Below are 19,885 nucleotides of genomic sequence, written 5' to 3'. Positions count from 1 at the left end.
TGCTCAAACGAGGGGTAAGCTGTGGGGCGTTTGTAACGACCATAAACAGCGGCATTGCATAATTAAGGCTACAAGATCAGAACTGCCAACCCGGAACAGCTGAGGAGAATTACATCACGGCACGCTTTACAAATTTGCGCCAGCGGAGCTTCGTTTTAGAAAAGGGTTGGTAGCTTCAAGTGGCTACCGCCCTTTCTATTTTGCCAAAGCCAAAACAAGTACCAGTAACTACCAGCAACAGGGAGTAGTAACTACCGATAACAAGACACGGTAACTACCAACCATAAGGAGTACTAACTACCAGCAACAAGACACGGTAACTACCAATAATAAGGAGTAGTAACTACCAGCAACAGGGAGTAATAACTACCAGTAGTTAGACACGGTAACTACAGCCCTCTCGGGCGCGGTTTTTCAATCCGTGCCTTCAGGATATATCGGAAGCTCTCATTGGCTGGACTGGATTTGCAATCCAGTTCTTTTTAACAATGGATTTGCAACCCATATAAACCCCAAAAATTGTACTTTCATCCATTCATGGGAATCCGCAATAAAATATCACCGGGATATACTTACTACCTGACATTAACGGTTGTAGAGTGGATTGATTTGTTTACGCGCCCGGAAGAATTGTGGCGAGGCCGGAAGATTATTTGTACAGTTCAGCAAGGGATTAGGCAGGTGAGGAAGGGTTGGTCAAAATTGAATTTGTATGAGAAGGACTGTTGGGTTAACAGGATTACAAATCCTGGATTATAAGGGATCGGATTGCAAATCCGATCCAGCTGCTTTGTATTACATTAGCACAAACCCCAAAAAGCGGGGTGAATGGAAGGAAAGGGATAAGCTTACTTGCTATAAGCATCGTGAGGCAATGTATTTTTTAGAAACTCAGCCGCCGTTTCATTTGACGCTTTAATAATGTCTTCTTTTTGATTGGGTATCGAATAACCCGTCTGCTTGGAATACATATTAATATACTTAAAAAAACGATGCTGGACTTCGTTATGGCTCATGCGATAAGTTGTTGCATAAATGTTAGTTGTGCCTTCTTCGAAATTCATCTCACTTAGCCTCATGTTTTGCATGTTGGTTCGGTCGAAACCAAAACCAATAAAAACAATATTTTTAGCCTTTTTCATGTCTTCACGAAGCTCATCAAACTTCGATTCAGCAACCTCATAAATAACTTCAATCCGATCGCTCAAAATTTCAAGGTGTGAATATTCGGTAATTTTGGATGTATTTCCAAAGTCAAAATTTTTCAAATCATTCAATGTTTCAATCCCTTTTAAAGAACCGTGAAGATGCGTAATATTCATTCTCTTCAACCTCTCCCAAATCTGCTCATCTGTTAGGTTTAAGTAATTTCGAAATGTCTGAACAAGAAAATACTCCAACGATCTCTCGTAATTGAACGTATAAATACGAAAATCATAGTCCAACTGATCTTTTATTTCATTAAAAAAATATCGGTACCAGTGTTCCTCAGGCTTTTCAGGTCTAAAAAGGTAACGATTGTCCAAACAATGTTTTTCATACTCTAACAAAATTGAAGCGATCAACTGCTTTCCAATCTCTCGGAATTCTCGCCTTCTTGACAAAAAGGCATCGATAGAGTAAGCCTGAGATTCAAATAGGCATGATTTAAAGCTACTTATCAAATTCAAATCCAACTGACCTTCCTTCTCAAGTAGTCGACCGAGAAGAGATTTTTGTCGCTGTGTTCTTGTAAAGATTTTTTCGAGCTCATCGATGATTAAGTCAACAAGAGTTACTCCTGAAGGGAATTTATATGGAGCGCTTGCACCAGCTCCGAGAATAAATACAGTCTTGGGCATGATTAGTAGTTGGAGGGTTTATGAGTCGGTTTATTTCTCTGACTTGCTTCTTAAAATGAATTAATTCATTTTAAGCCCAGGTTTAGTCGAACCTGGGCTGCTTTTTAAGTTACTACACGAAAAAAAGCAATGCTGCAAGCAATGAACAAATAAAGTAAACCACTACAATTGTTTTTATGGTTCCTACAGCAGAGGTAATCTTATTCAATCGATTTCTTAAATAAGCATCGTGGAGTACCTTTAATTGCGGATAATCTTTCACAATAGCCTCTGTTAATTCTTTTTCACTCTTTTGATTGTTTGATTTTTGAAAGGCTGTCAGAGAGTTTCTTAGATCCAAATAGTCCTGATCTTCGATTTCAGTTTCATATCCCCATAGCAGGTAGTGTTTCAGGTCAAATTGTGCCATTTAGCTGAGTTTGTTTTAACAATAACCAACAAGGTAGAAGTAATTTTTGAATAAAAAAACCTCCTCTATTGCAAACTTAAGCAGGATGATGAATTGAAGGTCTTTGGAGAAGATAATTATTTAATGGCCTGACATTTAACTCTAACAACTGGGAAACTTTCGGACACTTATCAAATTACTAAGGAGTTGACTTAATGCTCATTAACACTTTTTAGTTGATAACTAGTTCGTTTAAGTTATCAACAAGCATTGCAGGGACATCCCTTTTTCCCCAATTTTACTAAAGCAAAAACCAGCGAGAGGGCTCAATCTATCACTGGTTCTAATACTTTTTCTATGTTAAAATGTAACGAAAAACCACCTGGATCGCCAAGCGTTTCTAGTGGTAAAAGTCGGGCAAAAAACCGACTAAAACAAAAGCTGAAACATCTTTTTCAGCAGGTAGCCGAAAATTTAACAGTTCGCATAACTGTCGAAATAATGGTTATCCTAGTAATGAACCTGCTCCCATAGGAGCGCAATCGACTACAATAAAGAGGCTGTCCCAAAAGGACGGTCTCTTTTTCTATGCGGCAGTCATCAAATTTCCAAAATTATTGCCAGTTGGTTGGAGGAGCAATTTCCTTCCATCAATTTGGGGTTCAAATTCGAAAACAAGGACGTAGAAAGCAGATTTATTGGGTTTAGAGACCAAAATCCGGGCAACTAACTTGCGTAAGTTGTGGCCGATAGCCATTAATCCCATTTCGATCTCCACTTTGGGTAATCCCCGGAACGAAAAGCGGTTAAATTTGTTGTTCCATTTTAGTTGTCCGAATACGGCCTCAGGCTCAATAGGGCGCATGCTCCGGTGATAAATTCCGGACTCACTTGTCAGCTTATCCCTGGCAATTTGGCGCAACCTGTTTAGGTTATAATTGACTTCAATAGTCCGCTCTCCCTTGGCTTTATGGCATTTTCCCCGAAGCGGACAGCCCTTGCAATTATGAGCCTGATAGATACTCACACGATACATAAATCCCAGTTCTGTTTTTCGCCTTCCTTCGCCCTGAAAGGTTAAATGCTGTCCCATCGGGCAAACGTAGAAGTCCTTTTCGCTGTTGTAGAATAAGTGGGCAGGGAGGAAGGGATTGTTTTTATAGTTGTGTTTTTGCTGGGCATGAAAGTAATTGTACTTGATAAAAGCATCGATATTTTGATCTTCCAGATGCTGGTAATTTTGTTCGCTGCCATAACCGGAGTCAGCAACAATAGTGGAGGACTGTTTGCCATAGAGCTTCTGAAACTGCTCCATGTGCGGGATCAGTGTTGCCGTATCACCTGCCCGACGGTGGAGTGAAAAGCCCGTAATGAACTGGTTTTCGGTACTGATTTGCACATTGCAAGCCGGCTTTAGCTGACCGTTTTTCATGTGATCTTCTTTCATGCGCATGAAGGTGGCATCGGTATCGGTTTTTGAAAAGCTGTTGCGCTCGCCCAAAATATCCAGCTGCTGTTCGTATTTTTTCATTCGGGGCAAGGCGTCTTGTTCCAGGTTTTTTATTTGTTTTTGCTGCTTCCTGGTTAGTTCCAGTCGGTTGGCGTTCAGTAAGCGTATTTTCTCTTCAAGCAGCTTAGAATCAATTGCCTCCGGAAGGTGATCATCTTCTGCCTGAGACTGTTCATCATTCATCACCGATTCAATACTTTTTAGAACGCTGTTGATTTTGGTTTCCAGCTTGGCTTTGTATTTCTCAACCGAGCCGCGCCAAACAAAGCTGTAGCGGTTGGAGGCTGCCTCAATTTTGGTTCCGTCAATATACTGAACATCCAAACTCACAAAGCCCATTTCGTTCATTAGCCGGACCATGCCGGCAAATAACTGCTGGATTTTACTTTTAAGTTTTTGGCTTCGGAAGTTGTTGATCGTTCTAAAATTTGGCGTTGCCTGCCCCGAAAGCCACATGTAATGAATGTTTTCCTGTAGCTGACGCTCGATCTTTCGACAGGAATAAACATTGTTCAGATAGCTGTAAAACAGAATCTTGATCATTATTCGCGGATGATAGGAACTGGTGCCTCCTCCTTTATAGGTCGATAAAATATCGTCGATGTCCAATTGATCAACAATCTGGTTGACAAGACGAACAGGGTGATTAGCCGCTATTTTATCGCTCAGGTTACTTGGAAACAACACTGATTGTTGGGAAGTAACCGCTTTAAATCGTACGTTTGATCTGTTTGTCATTGAGACCTTCAAGATACCAAATCTTAAAGGGACAACAAAAACAAAGGCTGTCCAATTTTACTTTTTGGACAGCCTCTTTATTTTTTTATTGTATGCTGTTCGACCTATAGATCAAAGGCTGCTTTGATGGTATCGACATAGTCGAGTTTTTCCCAGGTAAACAGTTCCACTTTCTTCTCAACCTTGCCAAAATAAGGGGAATCAAAGGTTTTGGTAACCACAGCAGGCGTACGTCCCATGTGTCCGTAGGCCGCTGTTTCGCGGTAAATCGGGTTACGAAGCTTCAGGCGCTCTTCAATGGCTGCCGGACGCAGGTCGAAAATCTCCTGTACCTTTTTGGCAATTTGTCCGTCATCCAGCTTCACGTTGGCTTTTCCATAGGTATCGATAAACAAACCTACCGGCTGAGCCACACCAATTGCGTAAGCCAGCTGAACCAACACCTCATCGGTCACGCCAGCGGCCACCAGGTTTTTGGCAATGTGACGGGCTGCATAAGCCGCCGAACGGTCTACTTTGGAAGGGTCTTTCCCGGAGAAAGCACCACCACCATGAGCTCCTTTTCCACCATAGGTGTCCACAATAATTTTACGGCCAGTCAAGCCGGTATCGCCATGAGGTCCGCCAATCACAAACTTTCCGGTTGGGTTTACATGGTAGATAATATCGCTGCCAAACAAGGCTTTCACACGCTCAGGAAGTTGAGCAATCACCCGTGGCATTAAAATCGTAATGACATCTTCCTTGATTTTTGCCAACATGGGCTCATCGGCATCAAACTCATCGTGCTGCGTTGAAACCACAATGGTATCAACACGTTTCGGGCTATGATCGTCGTTGTATTCAATGGTTACCTGCGACTTGGAATCCGGACGCAAGTAGGTCATTTCCTTTCCTTCGCGACGAACAACCGCCAGTTCCATCAAAATACGGTGCGATAATTCAAGAGGAAGCGGCATGTAGTCATCGGTTTCCTTGCTGGCATAACCAAACATCATTCCTTGGTCGCCGGCGCCCTGATCCATTTTATCGGTTTTATCCACCCCACGGTTGATGTCGGGACTTTGTTCATGAATCGCCGTCAATACGCCGCAAGAGTCCCCATCGAAGCGGTAAGCGGCTTTGGTGTAGCCAATCTCGTTAATCACCTTACGGGCAGCTTCCTGCACATCTACGTAAGTTTTCGATTTTACCTCGCCGGCCAATACCACCTGTCCGGTTGTTACCAGAGTTTCAATCGCCACTTTAGAGTTGGGGTCAAAAGCCAGAAACTCATCCAGCAAGGCATCTGAAATCTGATCAGAAACTTTATCCGGATGCCCCTCGGATACTGATTCGCTTGTAAATAAATAACTCATATCGAAGTGTATTAAATGAACAACTTTGCCTGACACAAACTCATTGCGTCAGTCTAAAATCAGCGGTAAAAAAGGAGATTGAATGGAAATCCAAAAGGTAAAGCCGATTGCTTTAGCATTTTTTTAGTGTGGTTGCAATCAATCTCAAATCTTTCCACAATGATGGCACAAATGTACAATCTTTTTTTGGGATACAAAACAATCAGAATCAGAGCATCAGCAAAAAGTTAAGCGAAGTAGTTGATGGCCTAAAACGAAAGAAAAAGCATATTATTCAGGGAGTAACCGGTTCGCCTAAAAATTTCAAGCAAAAGTTATTCCCTCAGCAAACTCATTTCTCGGGAAAGTTAATCCACAAAAACCACTGCTTCGAATTATCAATCGTCGCATTTTAAAAGATTTTCCCGACATACTTGGGTTGATCCACGGTATCCTTGCCAGACACTGGATCTAAACTCACGACAACCTCAAAATCAGAAAAATACCATGCATCTTCACACGAAATTTAAATGGTAATTTACAGGACGATCACGCCTTCAATTTGCCCAACCTTCTCAGTTACCTCTACAATCTCATCCGCATTTTGCATGGTCGCCACGCAGGTAATGGCCACATGCGCAAGGTTGGAAGTATGTTTGTAGGAAATTTTGCCATGTTCAGGCAACAAGGCCTTAATTTGCTCCACATTGCCATCTTTGTTTGGGGTAATGAACTTAAACATGTATTCCAACGGCCAGGTTTCGCTCTCCATCAACCGATACCGCAAATTTTTATATTTATCTCGCTCCATAATAATCTCCTTCCTAAGGTGCAACGCATCTGCTGCGCTTTTTGTTTGTCCCTTCAAACCTGAATAGCTGCCAATCTCTGGCTTCAACATAAGCTGCCAGGACGAATCACATCTCGCGGCAACCTTTTATTGCCGAAAACGTTAGCTACTAATATGCAACAAACTTAACGACAAACTGACTGGTGAAATCCAGGCTCCGGGAAATTCGCCAAAGAAAATCTAAAAAATGGAAAAAATGAAAGCCATAGCTTATAAAAGATACGGGGGACCGGAAGTGCTGGAACTGGTAGAGGTAGAAAAGCCAAGCCCGAAAGCCCATGAGGTGCTCGTAAAAATACAGGCCACTACCGTAACAACCACCGAATGCTACTTCCGCCAAGGCAAACCACTCATGACCCGGCTGTTCACCGGACTTGTGAAACCCAAAATCAACCGGCTGGGAGAAGAGCTGGCGGGAAAAATTGAAGCCGTAGGGCAAGAGGTTCAACGCTTTAAAAAGGGCGATCTGGTATTTGGAACAGCAGGACCCGAATTTGGAGCCAATGCCGAATACATTTGCCTCCCCGAGGAAGGGGTTCTGGCCCCAAAGCCGGCCGGGATTAGTCCGGAAGAAGCCGCTGCCAGCGTGGATGGCTTTTTAACGGCTCTACCCTTTCTCCGCGATACCGGCAAAATCAAACCAGGCCAACGCGTGCTGATTTACGGAGCTTCCGGAAGTGTTGGTTCTTCGGCCGTTCAGTTGGCCAAGTACTTCGGCGCAGAAGTAACAGCTGTTTGCAGCAGCACCAATATTGAGTTGGTTAAATCGCTTGGAGCAGACAAGGCCATTGACTATTCTGCAGAAGATTTTACGCAAAACGGGCAAACTTACGATATCATACTGGATGCGGTGGGAAAAATCCGCTTTCCTCAAGTTAAGAAAGTACTGAGTCCGAACGGTACCTTTCTGGAAGTGGCTATTGGTCTGGGCGTTCTTCCAAACGTGCTATGGACTTCGCTCGTTGGAAAACAAAAAGTGAAGATTGCCGCCACAGGCTTGCGCCCTCCAAAAGAAAGAGCCAAAGACCTGCTTCTGCTGAAAGAACTGCTGGAAACCGGCCAAGTAAAACCAGTCATTGACCGGACTTACGCGCTGGAGCAAATTGCTCAGGCGCACACCTATGTCGACCAGGGACATAAAAAAGGCAATGTGGCCATTGTTGTTTAGCCCCAAGCCCGGCAAGCCTCCCCGCTGCTATACTTGCTTTCGTCCCCAATTGTGTGGAAGAAATAAAAGCTCTTCAGGAATTCATCCTTCACAAAAACTTTGTAAACTTACTGTGCCAAATATTTAATCCAACACGATGCACACTCTTCTTTCACGGTTTCTGCAAACACTGGTTTTCCTATGTCTTGTCACTTCCGGCTCAGCTCAGCAAGTCTCCTGGCCCACACCAACCCGCGAATCAAAACCATGGACACGCTGGTGGTGGATGGGCAACGCGGTTGACCAGGAAAACATCACACGCGAGTTGCAGGAATTGGCCCGTGCAGGAATTGGCGGGGTTGAAATAACCCCCATCTACGGGGTGCAAGGCGAAGAACACCGGTTTATTGAATTCCTTTCGCCCGAATTTTCAGACCTGATTCGCTACACCGTCAACCAAGCCCACGGTTTGGGAATGGGTGTGGACCTTCCTCCCGGAAGTGGCTGGCGCTGCGGAGGTCCGTTTGTTCCGGAAGAAAAAGGCTTGTGGTCGTTGGAAATACAGCAAACGGAACTGCGTGAAGGTGAAAAGTGGCAAGCACCAAACAAGTCATCCGGCCGGGTGGCTGCCGCTTCTTTTGTCAATTCCAAAGGAGAAACAAGGGTACTGAATACTACCGGGCAATTTACCGCACCTCAAAACGGCACCGTTTACCTGGCACTACGCCAGAAAAACAATGACAAGGTAAAACGGCCCGCGCAAGGAGGTGAAGGTTGGGCAATTGATACTTTTGACCAAACAATTTCGAACTGGTATTTCAATGAATTCTGGAACAAACTGGGGATTGACGAAGGATTGCTTCGTTGCTTTTTTCACGATTCGTTTGAATATACCGGTGACTTTACCCCCCATTTCACCGAGGAATTCCGCAAACGAAGAGGTTACAACCTCGCACAATACCTGCACGTGCTGACCGACGACTATCCCGACAAAGAGCTGGTTGCCCGTGTCAAATCAGATTACCGGCAAACGCTGTCCGACTTGGTGCTGGAGTCCTTTATCCAGCCCATGACTGCCTGGGCCAACAGCCATCAAAGTATGAACCGCAACCAGGCACACGGTTCGCCCGGAAACATCCTAGATTTGTATGCTGCCTGCGACATTCCCGAAACAGAGATTTTCAAAACAATTGAGCCAGGTACGGTCCGTATTTTTGTCAATAAATTTGCGTCTTCAGCCGCCCATGTTACCGGTCAAAAGCTGGTTTCAGCAGAAAGCTTCACTTGGCTTAATGAGCACTGGACAGTAAATACTTCAGACATGGTGCGGGCAAGCAACCGACTTTTTCTGGCAGGCGTAAATCACCTGTTTTTTCATGGCACCTGCTATTCGCCCGCTGATGCCCCATGGCCCGGATGGTTATTCTATGCCTCTACCCAGGTGAACAACCGCAACCCCTTGTGGCGTGAACTACCTGCCTTGTTTCAATACATCGAACGTTCTCAGAGCCTGCTTCAGCAAGCCAGTCCGCAAAACGATCTGCTGGTGTATTGGCCTTATTTTGACGTGGCAGCCAGCGAAGGACGGCTTTTCAACAACCTGAACATTGATAAAGGTGATCAGGCCTCCTGGTTTAGCGACTTTCCACTGGCCGGGCTTTCCGAAAAACTGACCAAGGCCGGATACAGTTTCGACTACATCTCCGACAAGCAATTGCTAAACTGCCGGATTCAGGAGGGTGAAATCGCTACGGAAGGAAAAGCCCGGTATAAGGCCGTGGTAGTTCCCAAAACGGCTTATATGCCTTTGGCAACCATGCAGCAACTGGTGCAGTTGGTGGCAAGTGGTGCAAAGGTATTTTTTGATGAAAGCTTGCCGAAAAGCGTTCCCGGCCTGGCCAACCTTCACGAGCGGGAACAGCAACTGATGAAACTTCAGTCAGCCCTTTCGCCCGAAAAAACGACTGGGAAAGTACTGGAACTACTTGCAGGTTCCGGGATTCGGGGAGAAGTTTCGCTGACCGAAAACGGATTTCATTATCGCAAAATGAAGCTGGGCCATGATGATTTGTATTGGATTGTCAATTCCACAACCGATCAGAAAGACGCCTGGCTTAGCTTGAATGCTTCTGCCCAATCCTATGTTTTTATGAATCCGATGAACGGCGAAATTACCCTCGCCGGACAAAAAGGAGATTCGGTCCGGATTCAACTCGAATCAGAACAGGCATTGTTTATCCTCTGCTCCAGGAACAAGGCAAAGGCACCGGATTATCGCTACGAAAATTCCGACCAAATGCCCCATAAAGCTGGTTCGCTCTGGAAAGTTGAGTTCATTGAGGGCGGCCCCGTATTCCCCGGCAACCTGCAAACCGACGAGCTGCTGTCGTGGACTAAGATGGGCGACATGGAAACCCGTCGTTTTGCCGGAACAGTGCGCTACACCACCCAATTTAACCGCGACCAAACCGAAAAAGAGGCTTTGCTAGACTTGGGACTTGTGAAAGATTGTGCCCGGGTAATCCTTAATGGCAAAGACTTTGGAACTTTGCTGGGCCCCGTGTACAAGGTGAAAGTAGATAACCTGGTGCCCGGGAAAAATACCCTGCAGGTTGAAGTGACCAACGTGGCTGCAAACCGCATCCGTGACCTGGATCAGCGGGGAATTGTCTGGCGTAAGTTTCATGACATCAATTTTGTAAACATCAACTACCAGCCCTTTGACGCTTCTTCCTGGGAAATTAAGGATGCCGGTTTATTAGGTCCTGTGTTCTTAATAGCGTTTTAGGAGCCATTCTCCAGGCTCAAAAATGCCCTCAGATTGATGAAGTGACAGACATTTACAGGGAAGAATCACGTCTTTTTTATTTTGATTTAAATCAATCTTAACCGAGAACTATTTTAGCCGATAAATAGTTATATTAGCCTGATCAAAGATTATGATTTACACTGTTTTGAGAATATACATTGATGCTTATACCAATTAATACGCGCCTGCTTTTTTTTGCTGTTTTTTTCCTAACTATTTACACTGGGTTAGCGCATAGCTCCCATCAGGAAAACTTGAATGACTTGTTAGCAGATACACAGGGAGATTCGGCCAAAGCAGAACTTTTAAAGAAGTTGGCGCAGTCTTCGTTGGAAAAAAACAAATCCGTATACTTCTACACCTCAGCCCTGGAGTTTGAGAAAGACTCTTTCCAACGCGCATTCATACTGGATAAAATTGGGGTTTTCAACTGGCAACTGGGCAACTTTCAGGAAGCCATTAATTATTTCAACCAATCCCATGCCCTCTTTACCGAGCTGAATGACAGCCTGTGGCTGGGGAAGGTACTTAACAACATCGCCGTCGTCAATTGGGGCATGGGCAACAGCATCGATGCACTCAGGCATTACCAGAAAGCACTTACCATCCGCGAAGCCATCAATGACACGAATGGCGTCTCCAAAGTGATGAACAACATGGGCCTGGTTTACCAGGAATGGGGCTTGTACGACAAAGCTTACGAACTTCATTACCAAGCACTGGAACAAGCCAAACAAATAAAAAGCATGAGTTCGGTGGCTTATTCGTATGCCAACATTGGCAATTGCTACGAAAAAATGAATGAGCTGGACAAAGCGCTGGAAAATTACACTCAGGCGCTGGATATTCTTACGGAAAAGGAGGACGACAATCCTTCCTATTCGTTTGTATCGGTCAATATTGCGAATGTATACAGCAAAATGAATCAGCTGGATTCGGCTCAGTATCACTATCGGCAAGCCGTGAAATACGGCATTCAAATGAACAACCTCAACCGGATTGCCATTGCTGAACATCACCTGGGACACAATTTTTTGCACCTTAACCAGCTGGATTCGGCCCGGTACTATACGCAAAAAAGCCTGAAGCTTTCGCAAGAAAAAAACTACGCCGGATTGATTCGCGACAACCTTTTTGTTTTAGCTGAAATGGCCGAAAAAGAAGGACAGACGACTAATGCCCTGAAGTATTACAAACAAGCATCAGCCCTGAAAGACAGTCTTTTTAGTGCAGAAGAACTTACGAAGTTTAATGACCTTCAGGTCAAATATTTCACCGAACAACAGGAAAAGGAAAACCAGATTTTAAGGACAAACAATGAGCTTCAGCGGGTAACCATCCGGCAACAAAAAATGGTCAGTCACATTCTCATTACCGGTGGTGTGCTGGTCTTGCTGATTTTAGTTGTTGTAGCCCGAAGTCGCATATCCTTGAAAAAGCTGAGTGTGCGTCTTGAAAAGTCGGAAGCCGAATTGCGAAAAGTAAATGCCGATAAAGACAAGTTTTTCACTATCATTGCACACGACCTGAAAAGCCCTTTCAATGGATTTTTGGGAACCACCGATCTGCTAGTCAATAATTTTGACGACCTACCCCCCGGTACCATCAAGAAGTTCCTGGTAGCCCTCAAAGATTCTTCTTCCAACCTGTATGCCTTGTTGGAAAGTTTACTGCAATGGGCACAAGTTCAAACGGAAACCATGCAATACCAGTTTGAAAAGATTGATGTGCATGAAATTGGAATGAGTGTAAGTCAGCTACTTGAAAGCAACGCTGCCCAGAAAGAAATCAGCCTGGTCCGTAAAATTCAGAAAGACACCTTGGCTTATGGCGACGAAAAATCCGTTTCCAGTGTTCTTCGGAACCTGGTTTCCAACGCCATCAAATACACCAACCCGGGAGGTGAGGTGGTGATCGAAACCGTGAAAAAAGCAAACTACATTGAAATTTCAGTGTCAGACAACGGTATCGGCATGAATAAACAAACCCGCGACAAACTCTTCGACATCACCCAAATGATCTCCCAACACGGCACCCAAAGCGAACAGGGAACCGGCTTGGGGCTTATCCTTAGCAAAGAGTTTATTACAAAGAACAAGGGACAAATCTGGCTTGAAAGCGAACCCGGGAAAGGCAGTAAGTTCACCTTTACTTTGCCGGTATTCAATCACCAGAACGAGAATACGCCAGGCTAAGGGCTGAAGCCAGCACGTTGCATAAACAAGTTTTTCTTCCAACCATCGCTTTTCCAATCGGTGAAAAATTAATTCCGCCTATTACCTTTGCCTGTCAACTAAAAATAAGAAAGCCATGAACACACACATCGAAAACAGTTCCCCAAAAATCCGTGCCGGACTCGGTATTCTGGCAGCAGCAGTCCTACTTTTACTTTCAGCATGCAGCAATCCCAAAGATCAGCTCATTGGATCGTGGACACAATCCATTCCCGGACAGGAACCCAAAGTACAAGGATTTGAATTGAAGGAAGATGGCAAGGCTTCATCGATTAACATGAGCACCTTACAATACAAAAGCTGGAGCAATACCGACACACAGCTCATACTCTCAGGAAAAAGCATTGGCAACGGAGTAAGCTTCGATTTCACCGACACCCTGTTAATTCAGAAAATTACAGCCGACTCACTCATTTTAAAAAGGGGACAAGGACAATGGAGCTACACACGCCAGCAATAAGGTTCAAGCAGCTCCGCTAGGCCATCAGCAGAAAATCGGAACCTGCCTGGTAGTTGCGCTCCAGCAGGAAGTTGGTTATTTTTTCGCGGGCTCCACGATTACCCACCATCGACAGGATAAACTGCTGCCCCGGAGCTGGAATATCCACATACGAGCGACAGGCTCTTTCTGTGGTTTTACCGGCTTTCAAGTCGTAGTAGCCCGAAATCGTCAGGCCCTGCTCTTCCAGCAACCGGGCCCGCTGCCGCGCTTTGCGTCCGGCACCCCACACCCACAATTCCCTTTGCGGATGCGTACGCACAAACCAACGGGCAAAATAGTACGCCTTGGTTTTGTAAAACGCCTCAGCACTGTAACGATCATCGGTACGGGTTAAACGGGTTTCCGAATCATGCCACTCGTGCAGCATTTCGGGCAGTTGGTAAAACCGGACTCCGGCATCCAACCATCGTAGGAACAACTCATAATCTTCCGGAAAATCCCCCTCCCGGTAGTTTCCGTGCTTTCCAACCAGTTCGGCCCGAAACATCACCGTGGGCTGAATAATTGGAATCTCCACCAGCCGGTTCTGAAAAATGGCTTCAGAGGTGTGAAAGGAATTAACCCAATTGACAAATCGCTCCAGCCCCTTTGATGGCAAGGGGGAAACATGTTTTACCTGGCAGCCCACCAAGCCTATATGCGGATGCTGCTGTAAAAACTGAAATTGCTTTTCCAGGCGTTCGGGCAGCGACAGATCATCAGCATCCATTCGGGCAATAAATGCTCCCCGGGCCTCTTGCATGCCTCGGTTCATGGCAAACACAACCCCCTGCTGATTTTCCTGAATGACTCGGACACGTGCATCAGTCTGAGCAAATTCGCGGCCAATTTCGCCACCGCGGTCGGTCGAATTATTATCTACCAGCAACAACTCAAAATCCGTGAATGTCTGATTCAAAATAGAGGTAACAGCACGATTTAGGGTATTTTCGGCCTGATAAAAAGGTAGGACAACGGAAACAGCACAAAAACTCATAGGCAGAAATTAACGGATTGTGCGGGTCAATTCCCGGAAAACATCTTCCAGGCCAGCCTGTTTTTCATTCATGGTCAAAATAACCAATCCGTGCTCAACGGCAAAGTGAAAGATGGACGGACGCAAATCTCGCTCATCCAAAGCGGTCAACAACGCAACATTCTCGGAAATAACTTGCAGGCTGTCTACGCCCGGAAGCTGCTTCCAACTTGCTTCATTCACTGGGGTGGAAAGTTCGACCAGCACCTGCTGCCGACTCAGTAGTTGACCCGACTTGACCAGATCGACCGAGCCATCGGTCACCAAATTTCCCCGGTTGATGATGATCACCCGGTTGCAGATGGCTTCCACTTCCTGCATGATGTGAGAAGAAAAAAGCACGGTCTTCTCCCGACTGATCGTGCGAATCAGGCTTCGTATTTCATCCAACTGGTTGGGATCAAGTCCGGTGGTTGGCTCGTCCAAAATCAACACCGAAGGATCGTGAATCAGTGCTTGGGCCAGCCCCACCCGTTGGCGGTAACCTTTCGACAGCTGCCGTATTTTTTTGTGCTGCTCCAGGCCCAAACCGGTCATTTCAATCACTTCAGCAATCTTTTGCTTTTTATTTTGAAGCTGATAAAAACCGGCAGCAAACCCCAAAAATTCTTTGACATATAAGTCCGTATACAACGGATTGTGCTCGGGCAAATAGCCAATTTCCCGTCGCAAGGCATAGTTCTCTGGAGTCATCTGCTCACCATTCAGCAGCACCTCTCCTGAATCGGCCGCCAAATAACCGGTCATAATTTTCATCAAGGTAGATTTTCCAGCACCATTAGGCCCCAGAAAACCAACCAACTCTCCTTCTTCAAACTGAAAGCTTACTTCGTCCAGCGCTTTTTGAACTCCATAAGTTTTGCATATCTTGTCAACTTTTACCGGCATGACTTCAAACTTAGTTTTCTCAAAAGTACGTGATTTCGGGCAAAACAGAAAGTTGAGCAAGTCACGAAGAATTAAGTTTAACCTAATACCTGACTGCAAAAAAATGCCTTTCTTTCGGACGTTAAAAATCGGTTCGTCAAATGGGAAAAAAGGCGTTCTTCAAACGCGAATAACACTAGTGATTTTCAGTCAGAAAACACTCCTCCAGAATTCTTTTCACTGAGCGCAGGAATTTCGGCTTGGGGATTTTTTATTTCTTAACTTTAAATTAACTTTGTGGCGCTCAAAAAATGCATGGCTGAAGATGAAAGATCGGAATTTTAATTATATCAAAGATTTAACAAAATACCAGCGCCAATCAACGTCTACCGTTACGATTGGGAAAGTGCCAATGGGAAGTGATTTCCCGATTCGCATTCAATCGATGACTGACACCGACTCGCGGGATACCGATGCAACTGTTGAACAGATCATCCGGATTATCAAGGCTGGTGCTGACTATGTGCGGGTAACCGTCAAAGGGATCAATGATGCGGAAAACCTCAAAAACATTAAGAAGGAGCTGGTAGCCCGGGGCTATGAAACACCGCTTATCGCGGACATTCATTTTAACCCGCGCCTGGCAGAAGTGGCAGCCAAGTACATTTCAAAAATCCGGATTAACCCCGGAAATTTCTACGACAAACGTGCTCGTTTTGAGCATCATTTATACACCGATGCGGAATACAAAGCCGAGCTGAGTAAAATTGAAGAGCAATTTATTCCGTTCCTTGAAATGTTGAAAAAAACCAACACGGCTTTGCGCATTGGAGCCAACCAGGGCTCTCTTTCTGACCGGATTATGAGCCGTTTTGGAGACACCCCGGCCGGAATTTCCGAATCGGTCATGGAATTTCTGCGCATCTGCAAAAAAGTAGATTACAACAACGTAGTCATCTCCATCAAGTCGAGCAACACCCGGATGATGGTGTACACGGTTCGGCTTCTGAATAAAAAAATGCGCCTGGAAGATATGAAATTTCCACTTCACCTGGGCGTTACTGAAGCAGGCGAAGGCGAAGATGCCCGCATCAAATCGGCCGTTGGCATTGGCGCCTTGCTGGTTGACGGAATTGGCGATACCATTCGGGTTTCGCTCACCGAATCGCCGGAAGCTGAAATTCCGGTGGCTCAGAAAATTATCAATCATGTGACCTCCTATCAAGGTCACGCCCCTATAAAAGCGCCTCTTTTTGCGCAAACCAACCCATTTGAATACGAACGTCGCTCGGTACGTCCGGTCATGAACATGGGCGATAAGCAAGTTCCGGTGGTCGTTGCCGACCTGCGCGACCGCAGCATGGCTGAAATTCTTCCACTGCGCGGCAAGCAAATACCGGAGTACTTCCTGAAAAATGATGAAGTGCTGGATCTGGAAGGAAACGCATACCCCATTCTTTCGATTGATGAGTACCTGTTTGGTGGCTCACACTGGGGACAGATGAAGTTTATCCGCACCAACAAGCCGGAGTTTGACCGTTTCATGGCCGAGAACCCGGAGATTATCACCAAGCTGAAACAAACCCGTAAAACGGTTCTTATTCTGGAAAGTTTTAATAAAAACCCGCTGGCCGAGTTGCGCGCGTTCTTTATGAATCTGGAAACGCACATCTGGAAAGTACCGGTAATCATCTACCGCCGCTACAACGAACAAAGCCTGGATGACCTTCAAATTAAAGCTTCGGTGGATTTGGGTGGCTTATTGCTGGATGGTTATGGCGATGGTTTGTGCATCACCAATGACGGCGACAACATCACCTTTACCGACCTGAAAAACCTGAGTTTTTCCATTTTGCAGGCCAGCCGCATGCGGGTAACTAAAACCGAGTTTATCTCGTGCCCCGGCTGTGGTCGTACGCTTTTCGACCTGCATGAAACAACCAAGAACATCAAGGCGCATTTCAAGCACCTGAGCCACCTGAAGATTGGCGTAATGGGTTGCGTGGTGAATGGGCCCGGCGAAATGGGCGATGTGGATTACGGCTTTGTAGGAGCCGGACCAGGCAAAGTAAACCTCTACAAGGGACAAACCCTTAAGAAGCGACACATTCCCTTTGAAAATGCCGTTTATGAACTGGAAACACTCATTCGCGACAGTGGCGACTGGAACGATCCGGAAGAGAACTAGTTCCGTCCAAAAAGTGCCTGAAGGTTTTGTTCCATTGTCAGGTGAACAGCATGCATGCCTGCTTTTTGTGCCCCAAGGGTATTTTCCTTCGAATCGTCGATGAATAATGTCTCCTGCGGATTTAGCCCGGCATGGTTAAGTACCGTCTGAAAAGATTCCACACTTGGCTTCCGCTGATTCAGCACGTGCGAGTAGTAATCATTCTCGAACAATTCTGAAATGGGAAAGCCAAACCGCTGCTGAAACAGGGTCTGAAAATGATTCAGATGAATGTTATTGGTATTGGAAAACAGGTAAAGTTTGTAGCTCTTCCTCAGCTCATGCAGCAAGTTAATCCGGTCGTCTGAAAAATCAATGATCATGGCGCACCAGGCTTTATCGATCGCTTCATCACTGGCAGGCTCCAGCAACAATTCCCGAATACCATTCCGAAACTGCTCATCCGACAGCAAGCCTTTTTCCATTTGCAGAAAAACCTCGTGCTGATAGCCCCAACCACCATGGTTAATGGCATTCGTCAATCCCAGCGACTCAAAGGCTTTGATGGACCGCTGCGAATCGATATGCAGCAACACGCCACCTAAATCAAAGATGATATTATTTACTTCTTGAGGAATCTTTTTCATGCCGGCAAAATTAAGGATTGTTTCCCGAACAGAAAATAGCCGGTCTTTCGTTCTCCTGATTAGCGAACCGAGATCAGCTGCGAAGACAGCTGGTTGATTCTCAACAAATACATTCCGGTTTGCAAGCCATTCAGATCGAGGCGATAATTCCTGGCCCGAAGACCTGACTTAACCATCAGCAACTGCCCGCTCATGCCATAAATTTGCACGGTATTCAACGGCTCGTTCGAGTTAATATTGACAAACTGCTGTGCCGGATTGGGGTACACCAAAAATTCGGGCGCACTGAACCAATCCTCTGCCGCTGTGCTTTTTGCTTCCTGCAACCGGACATTTTGAAGTTGAAGCTGACCGCTACCAGCCTTCCCAAAAATTCCGTAGTTGACGTACACCCGGATTTCTGCAATTTTATCCAGCAGAAAGGAGCCGTCGGTTTTGGACGCAAAATGATGGTAATGAAAATGAAAACTGTCGTCCTGATCAAACGATTCCATTTTAAACAGATCCACCAACTCTACGTGCCCATTTACATCTACCAAATCGAAGCGCATATTGGAAGGCGGATTGGCCGGATCAACCTTCAGTTCCAGGGCCAGTTCATTATGTGCAGTCAGATCAATCAGGCCATTAAAGACGTAAGAAAAATAGGCATTTTGAGAAGGGTTATTGATATCGAAGTCCACCAGTAATACGCCATCCGATTCAGTTAAAACCAAGCTGTTATCGGTACCGGCATGGGCCTGCCACAGCAGCTCCTGATCCTCATTCACCGGAGCAACATCAAACCCCTCCGCATCCGGTTGAATCAGGTAATCAACATGAAAAACATCCGACACCACCGCATCACAAGCGGTTGACACTTCCACCTGAATGTCGCCGGGAGCATCATTCCATTGTACGGTAATGGCTGAGGTACCTACTCCACTTAGCACAGTTACACCTTCGGGCAGCAGCCAATTGTATTGCGCTCCTTCAATGGCATTAACAGCATAGCTAGTCTCTTCATTCAAGCTGTTCAGCTTAGATCCCTGAATCACCGGCTTGGGCAGCTTACTGGCATACACACGAACGTAATCAACCGTCATGGTTGCTTCCGTCAGGTTTGGGTCAATGCCCTCTGCTCCTCCCCAGTTTCCTCCAATGGCGATATTCAGCAACAGGTGGAACCGTTTGTCAAACGGCCACTCTTTATAGGTTCTGTTTTCATTATTGAAAGTAAAATACAGTTCGTCATCCACATACCAGCGCATGGTTTCCTCGGTCCACTCCAAGGCATACACATGAAAATTGGCCATGGCATCCTCAATAGTAATGCTTCCGCCCTTCTGGGTTCCAATGCCGTGATTATACGCCTCGGTATGGATAGTGCCGTGCACCACGCCCGGGTCATAACCCACATGCTCCATGATATCAATCTCGCCGCTGGCCGGCCAGCCACCATATTCCCAGTCGGTAGGCAGCATCCAGATAGCCGGCCAGGTTCCTTTACCCGAAGGCAACTTGGCCCGCACTTCAATCCGCCCATATCGCCAATCCGCTTTTCCTTTGGTAATTAAACGCGCTGATGTCCAGCTGTTATCCTTCTTAACCGCCTTAATGTACAGGTTTCCGTTTTCAACCCAGGAGTTGGTGCGTGTATTGGTATAGGTTTGCAACTCATTGTTTCCCCAGCCACCACCACCAATGTCGTAGCCCCATCTTTCTTCGGAAGGAGCTCCGTCCGTGCTAAATTCATCCGACCACACCAGTTTCTCACAATCTTGTTGGGCAAATACTCCATGGCTTGGCAGGAAAGCAAACAGTAGCAGGAAAAAGCTTAGGTAATTCATGAAC

At 45.7% G+C, this 19,885-nt stretch carries 14 protein-coding genes; 5 read left to right on the top strand and 9 right to left on the bottom strand.

Going from position 1 to position 19,885, the window contains the following annotated elements; all coding sequences use genetic code 11:
- Positions 1-848: 848 nt before the first annotated feature.
- The 5 genes from ACRD6K_RS10060 to ACRD6K_RS10040 all read right to left on the bottom strand — a co-directional run bounded on the left by ACRD6K_RS10060 (position 849) and on the right by ACRD6K_RS10040 (position 6,625).
- Positions 849-1,841: an SIR2 family protein gene (locus ACRD6K_RS10060; protein ID WP_430973147.1), complete on the bottom strand. Its 993-nt coding sequence runs from the start codon at positions 1,839-1,841 to the stop codon at positions 849-851.
- A gap of 112 nt (positions 1,842-1,953) precedes the next feature.
- Positions 1,954-2,250: a hypothetical protein gene (locus tag ACRD6K_RS10055; RefSeq protein ID WP_430973146.1), complete on the bottom strand. Its 297-nt coding sequence runs from the start codon at positions 2,248-2,250 to the stop codon at positions 1,954-1,956.
- A gap of 565 nt (positions 2,251-2,815) precedes the next feature.
- Positions 2,816-4,477: an IS1182 family transposase gene (locus tag ACRD6K_RS10050; protein WP_430973145.1), complete on the bottom strand. Its 1,662-nt coding sequence runs from the start codon at positions 4,475-4,477 to the stop codon at positions 2,816-2,818.
- A gap of 104 nt (positions 4,478-4,581) precedes the next feature.
- A complete protein-coding gene (metK, locus tag ACRD6K_RS10045; protein ID WP_430973144.1) occupies positions 4,582-5,835 on the bottom strand; it encodes a methionine adenosyltransferase in 1,254 nt (417 codons plus the stop codon).
- A 517-nt stretch (positions 5,836-6,352) separates the two neighbouring features.
- Positions 6,353-6,625 carry a DUF493 family protein gene (locus ACRD6K_RS10040; RefSeq protein ID WP_299578385.1) on the bottom strand — a complete coding sequence of 91 codons (273 nt, stop codon included), beginning with the start codon at positions 6,623-6,625 and terminating at the stop codon, positions 6,353-6,355.
- 235 nt (positions 6,626-6,860) lie between these two features.
- Between ACRD6K_RS10040 and ACRD6K_RS10035 the strand changes: the two genes are divergently transcribed.
- From ACRD6K_RS10035 to ACRD6K_RS10020, 4 genes are all read left to right on the top strand, one after another.
- Positions 6,861-7,832, top strand: coding sequence for an NAD(P)-dependent alcohol dehydrogenase (locus tag ACRD6K_RS10035; RefSeq protein WP_430973143.1), 972 nt, complete (start codon positions 6,861-6,863; stop codon positions 7,830-7,832).
- A gap of 136 nt (positions 7,833-7,968) precedes the next feature.
- On the top strand, positions 7,969-10,599 hold the full coding sequence (locus ACRD6K_RS10030) for a glycosyl hydrolase (protein ID WP_430973142.1): 2,631 nt from the start codon (positions 7,969-7,971) through the stop codon (positions 10,597-10,599).
- Between the two features lie 284 nt (positions 10,600-10,883).
- Positions 10,884-12,815, top strand: coding sequence for a tetratricopeptide repeat-containing sensor histidine kinase (locus tag ACRD6K_RS10025; protein WP_430973141.1), 1,932 nt, complete (start codon positions 10,884-10,886; stop codon positions 12,813-12,815).
- A 115-nt stretch (positions 12,816-12,930) separates the two neighbouring features.
- Positions 12,931-13,314 (top strand): lipocalin-like domain-containing protein, encoded by a 384-nt coding sequence (locus ACRD6K_RS10020; protein WP_430973140.1) that lies wholly within the window; start codon positions 12,931-12,933, stop codon positions 13,312-13,314.
- A 16-nt stretch (positions 13,315-13,330) separates the two neighbouring features.
- Here the strand turns inward: ACRD6K_RS10020 and ACRD6K_RS10015 are convergent, their stop codons facing one another.
- Complete coding sequence (locus tag ACRD6K_RS10015; RefSeq protein ID WP_430973139.1) at positions 13,331-14,332, bottom strand: glycosyltransferase family 2 protein; 1,002 nt, start codon at positions 14,330-14,332, stop codon at positions 13,331-13,333.
- 9 nt (positions 14,333-14,341) lie between these two features.
- Positions 14,342-15,259, bottom strand: coding sequence for a gliding motility-associated ABC transporter ATP-binding subunit GldA (gene gldA / locus ACRD6K_RS10010; RefSeq protein WP_430973138.1), 918 nt, complete (start codon positions 15,257-15,259; stop codon positions 14,342-14,344).
- A 304-nt stretch (positions 15,260-15,563) separates the two neighbouring features.
- On the opposite strand from gldA, the gene ispG reads away from it, so the two are divergent.
- The gene (ispG, locus tag ACRD6K_RS10005) at positions 15,564-17,426 is read left to right on the top strand and encodes a (E)-4-hydroxy-3-methylbut-2-enyl-diphosphate synthase (protein WP_430973137.1); all 1,863 of its coding nucleotides are present in this window, start codon (positions 15,564-15,566) and stop codon (positions 17,424-17,426) included.
- Here ispG and ACRD6K_RS10000 read toward each other — a convergent pair.
- Both ACRD6K_RS10000 and ACRD6K_RS09995 read right to left on the bottom strand, forming a co-directional pair.
- On the bottom strand, positions 17,423-18,052 hold the full coding sequence (locus ACRD6K_RS10000; RefSeq protein WP_430973136.1) for an HAD family hydrolase: 630 nt from the start codon (positions 18,050-18,052) through the stop codon (positions 17,423-17,425). The two genes, ispG and ACRD6K_RS10000, sit on opposite strands and share 4 nt — an antisense overlap.
- A 59-nt stretch (positions 18,053-18,111) precedes the next feature.
- Positions 18,112-19,881, bottom strand: a complete 1,770-nt coding sequence (locus ACRD6K_RS09995; RefSeq protein ID WP_430973135.1) for a family 16 glycosylhydrolase — start codon at positions 19,879-19,881, stop codon at positions 18,112-18,114.
- Positions 19,882-19,885 lie beyond the last annotated feature (4 nt).

It is taken from the genome of Sunxiuqinia rutila, assembly GCF_050589705.1.
GTDB lineage: Bacteria > Bacteroidota > Bacteroidia > Bacteroidales > Prolixibacteraceae > Sunxiuqinia > Sunxiuqinia rutila.
This window is presented reverse-complemented; position numbering and strand designations above follow the sequence as displayed.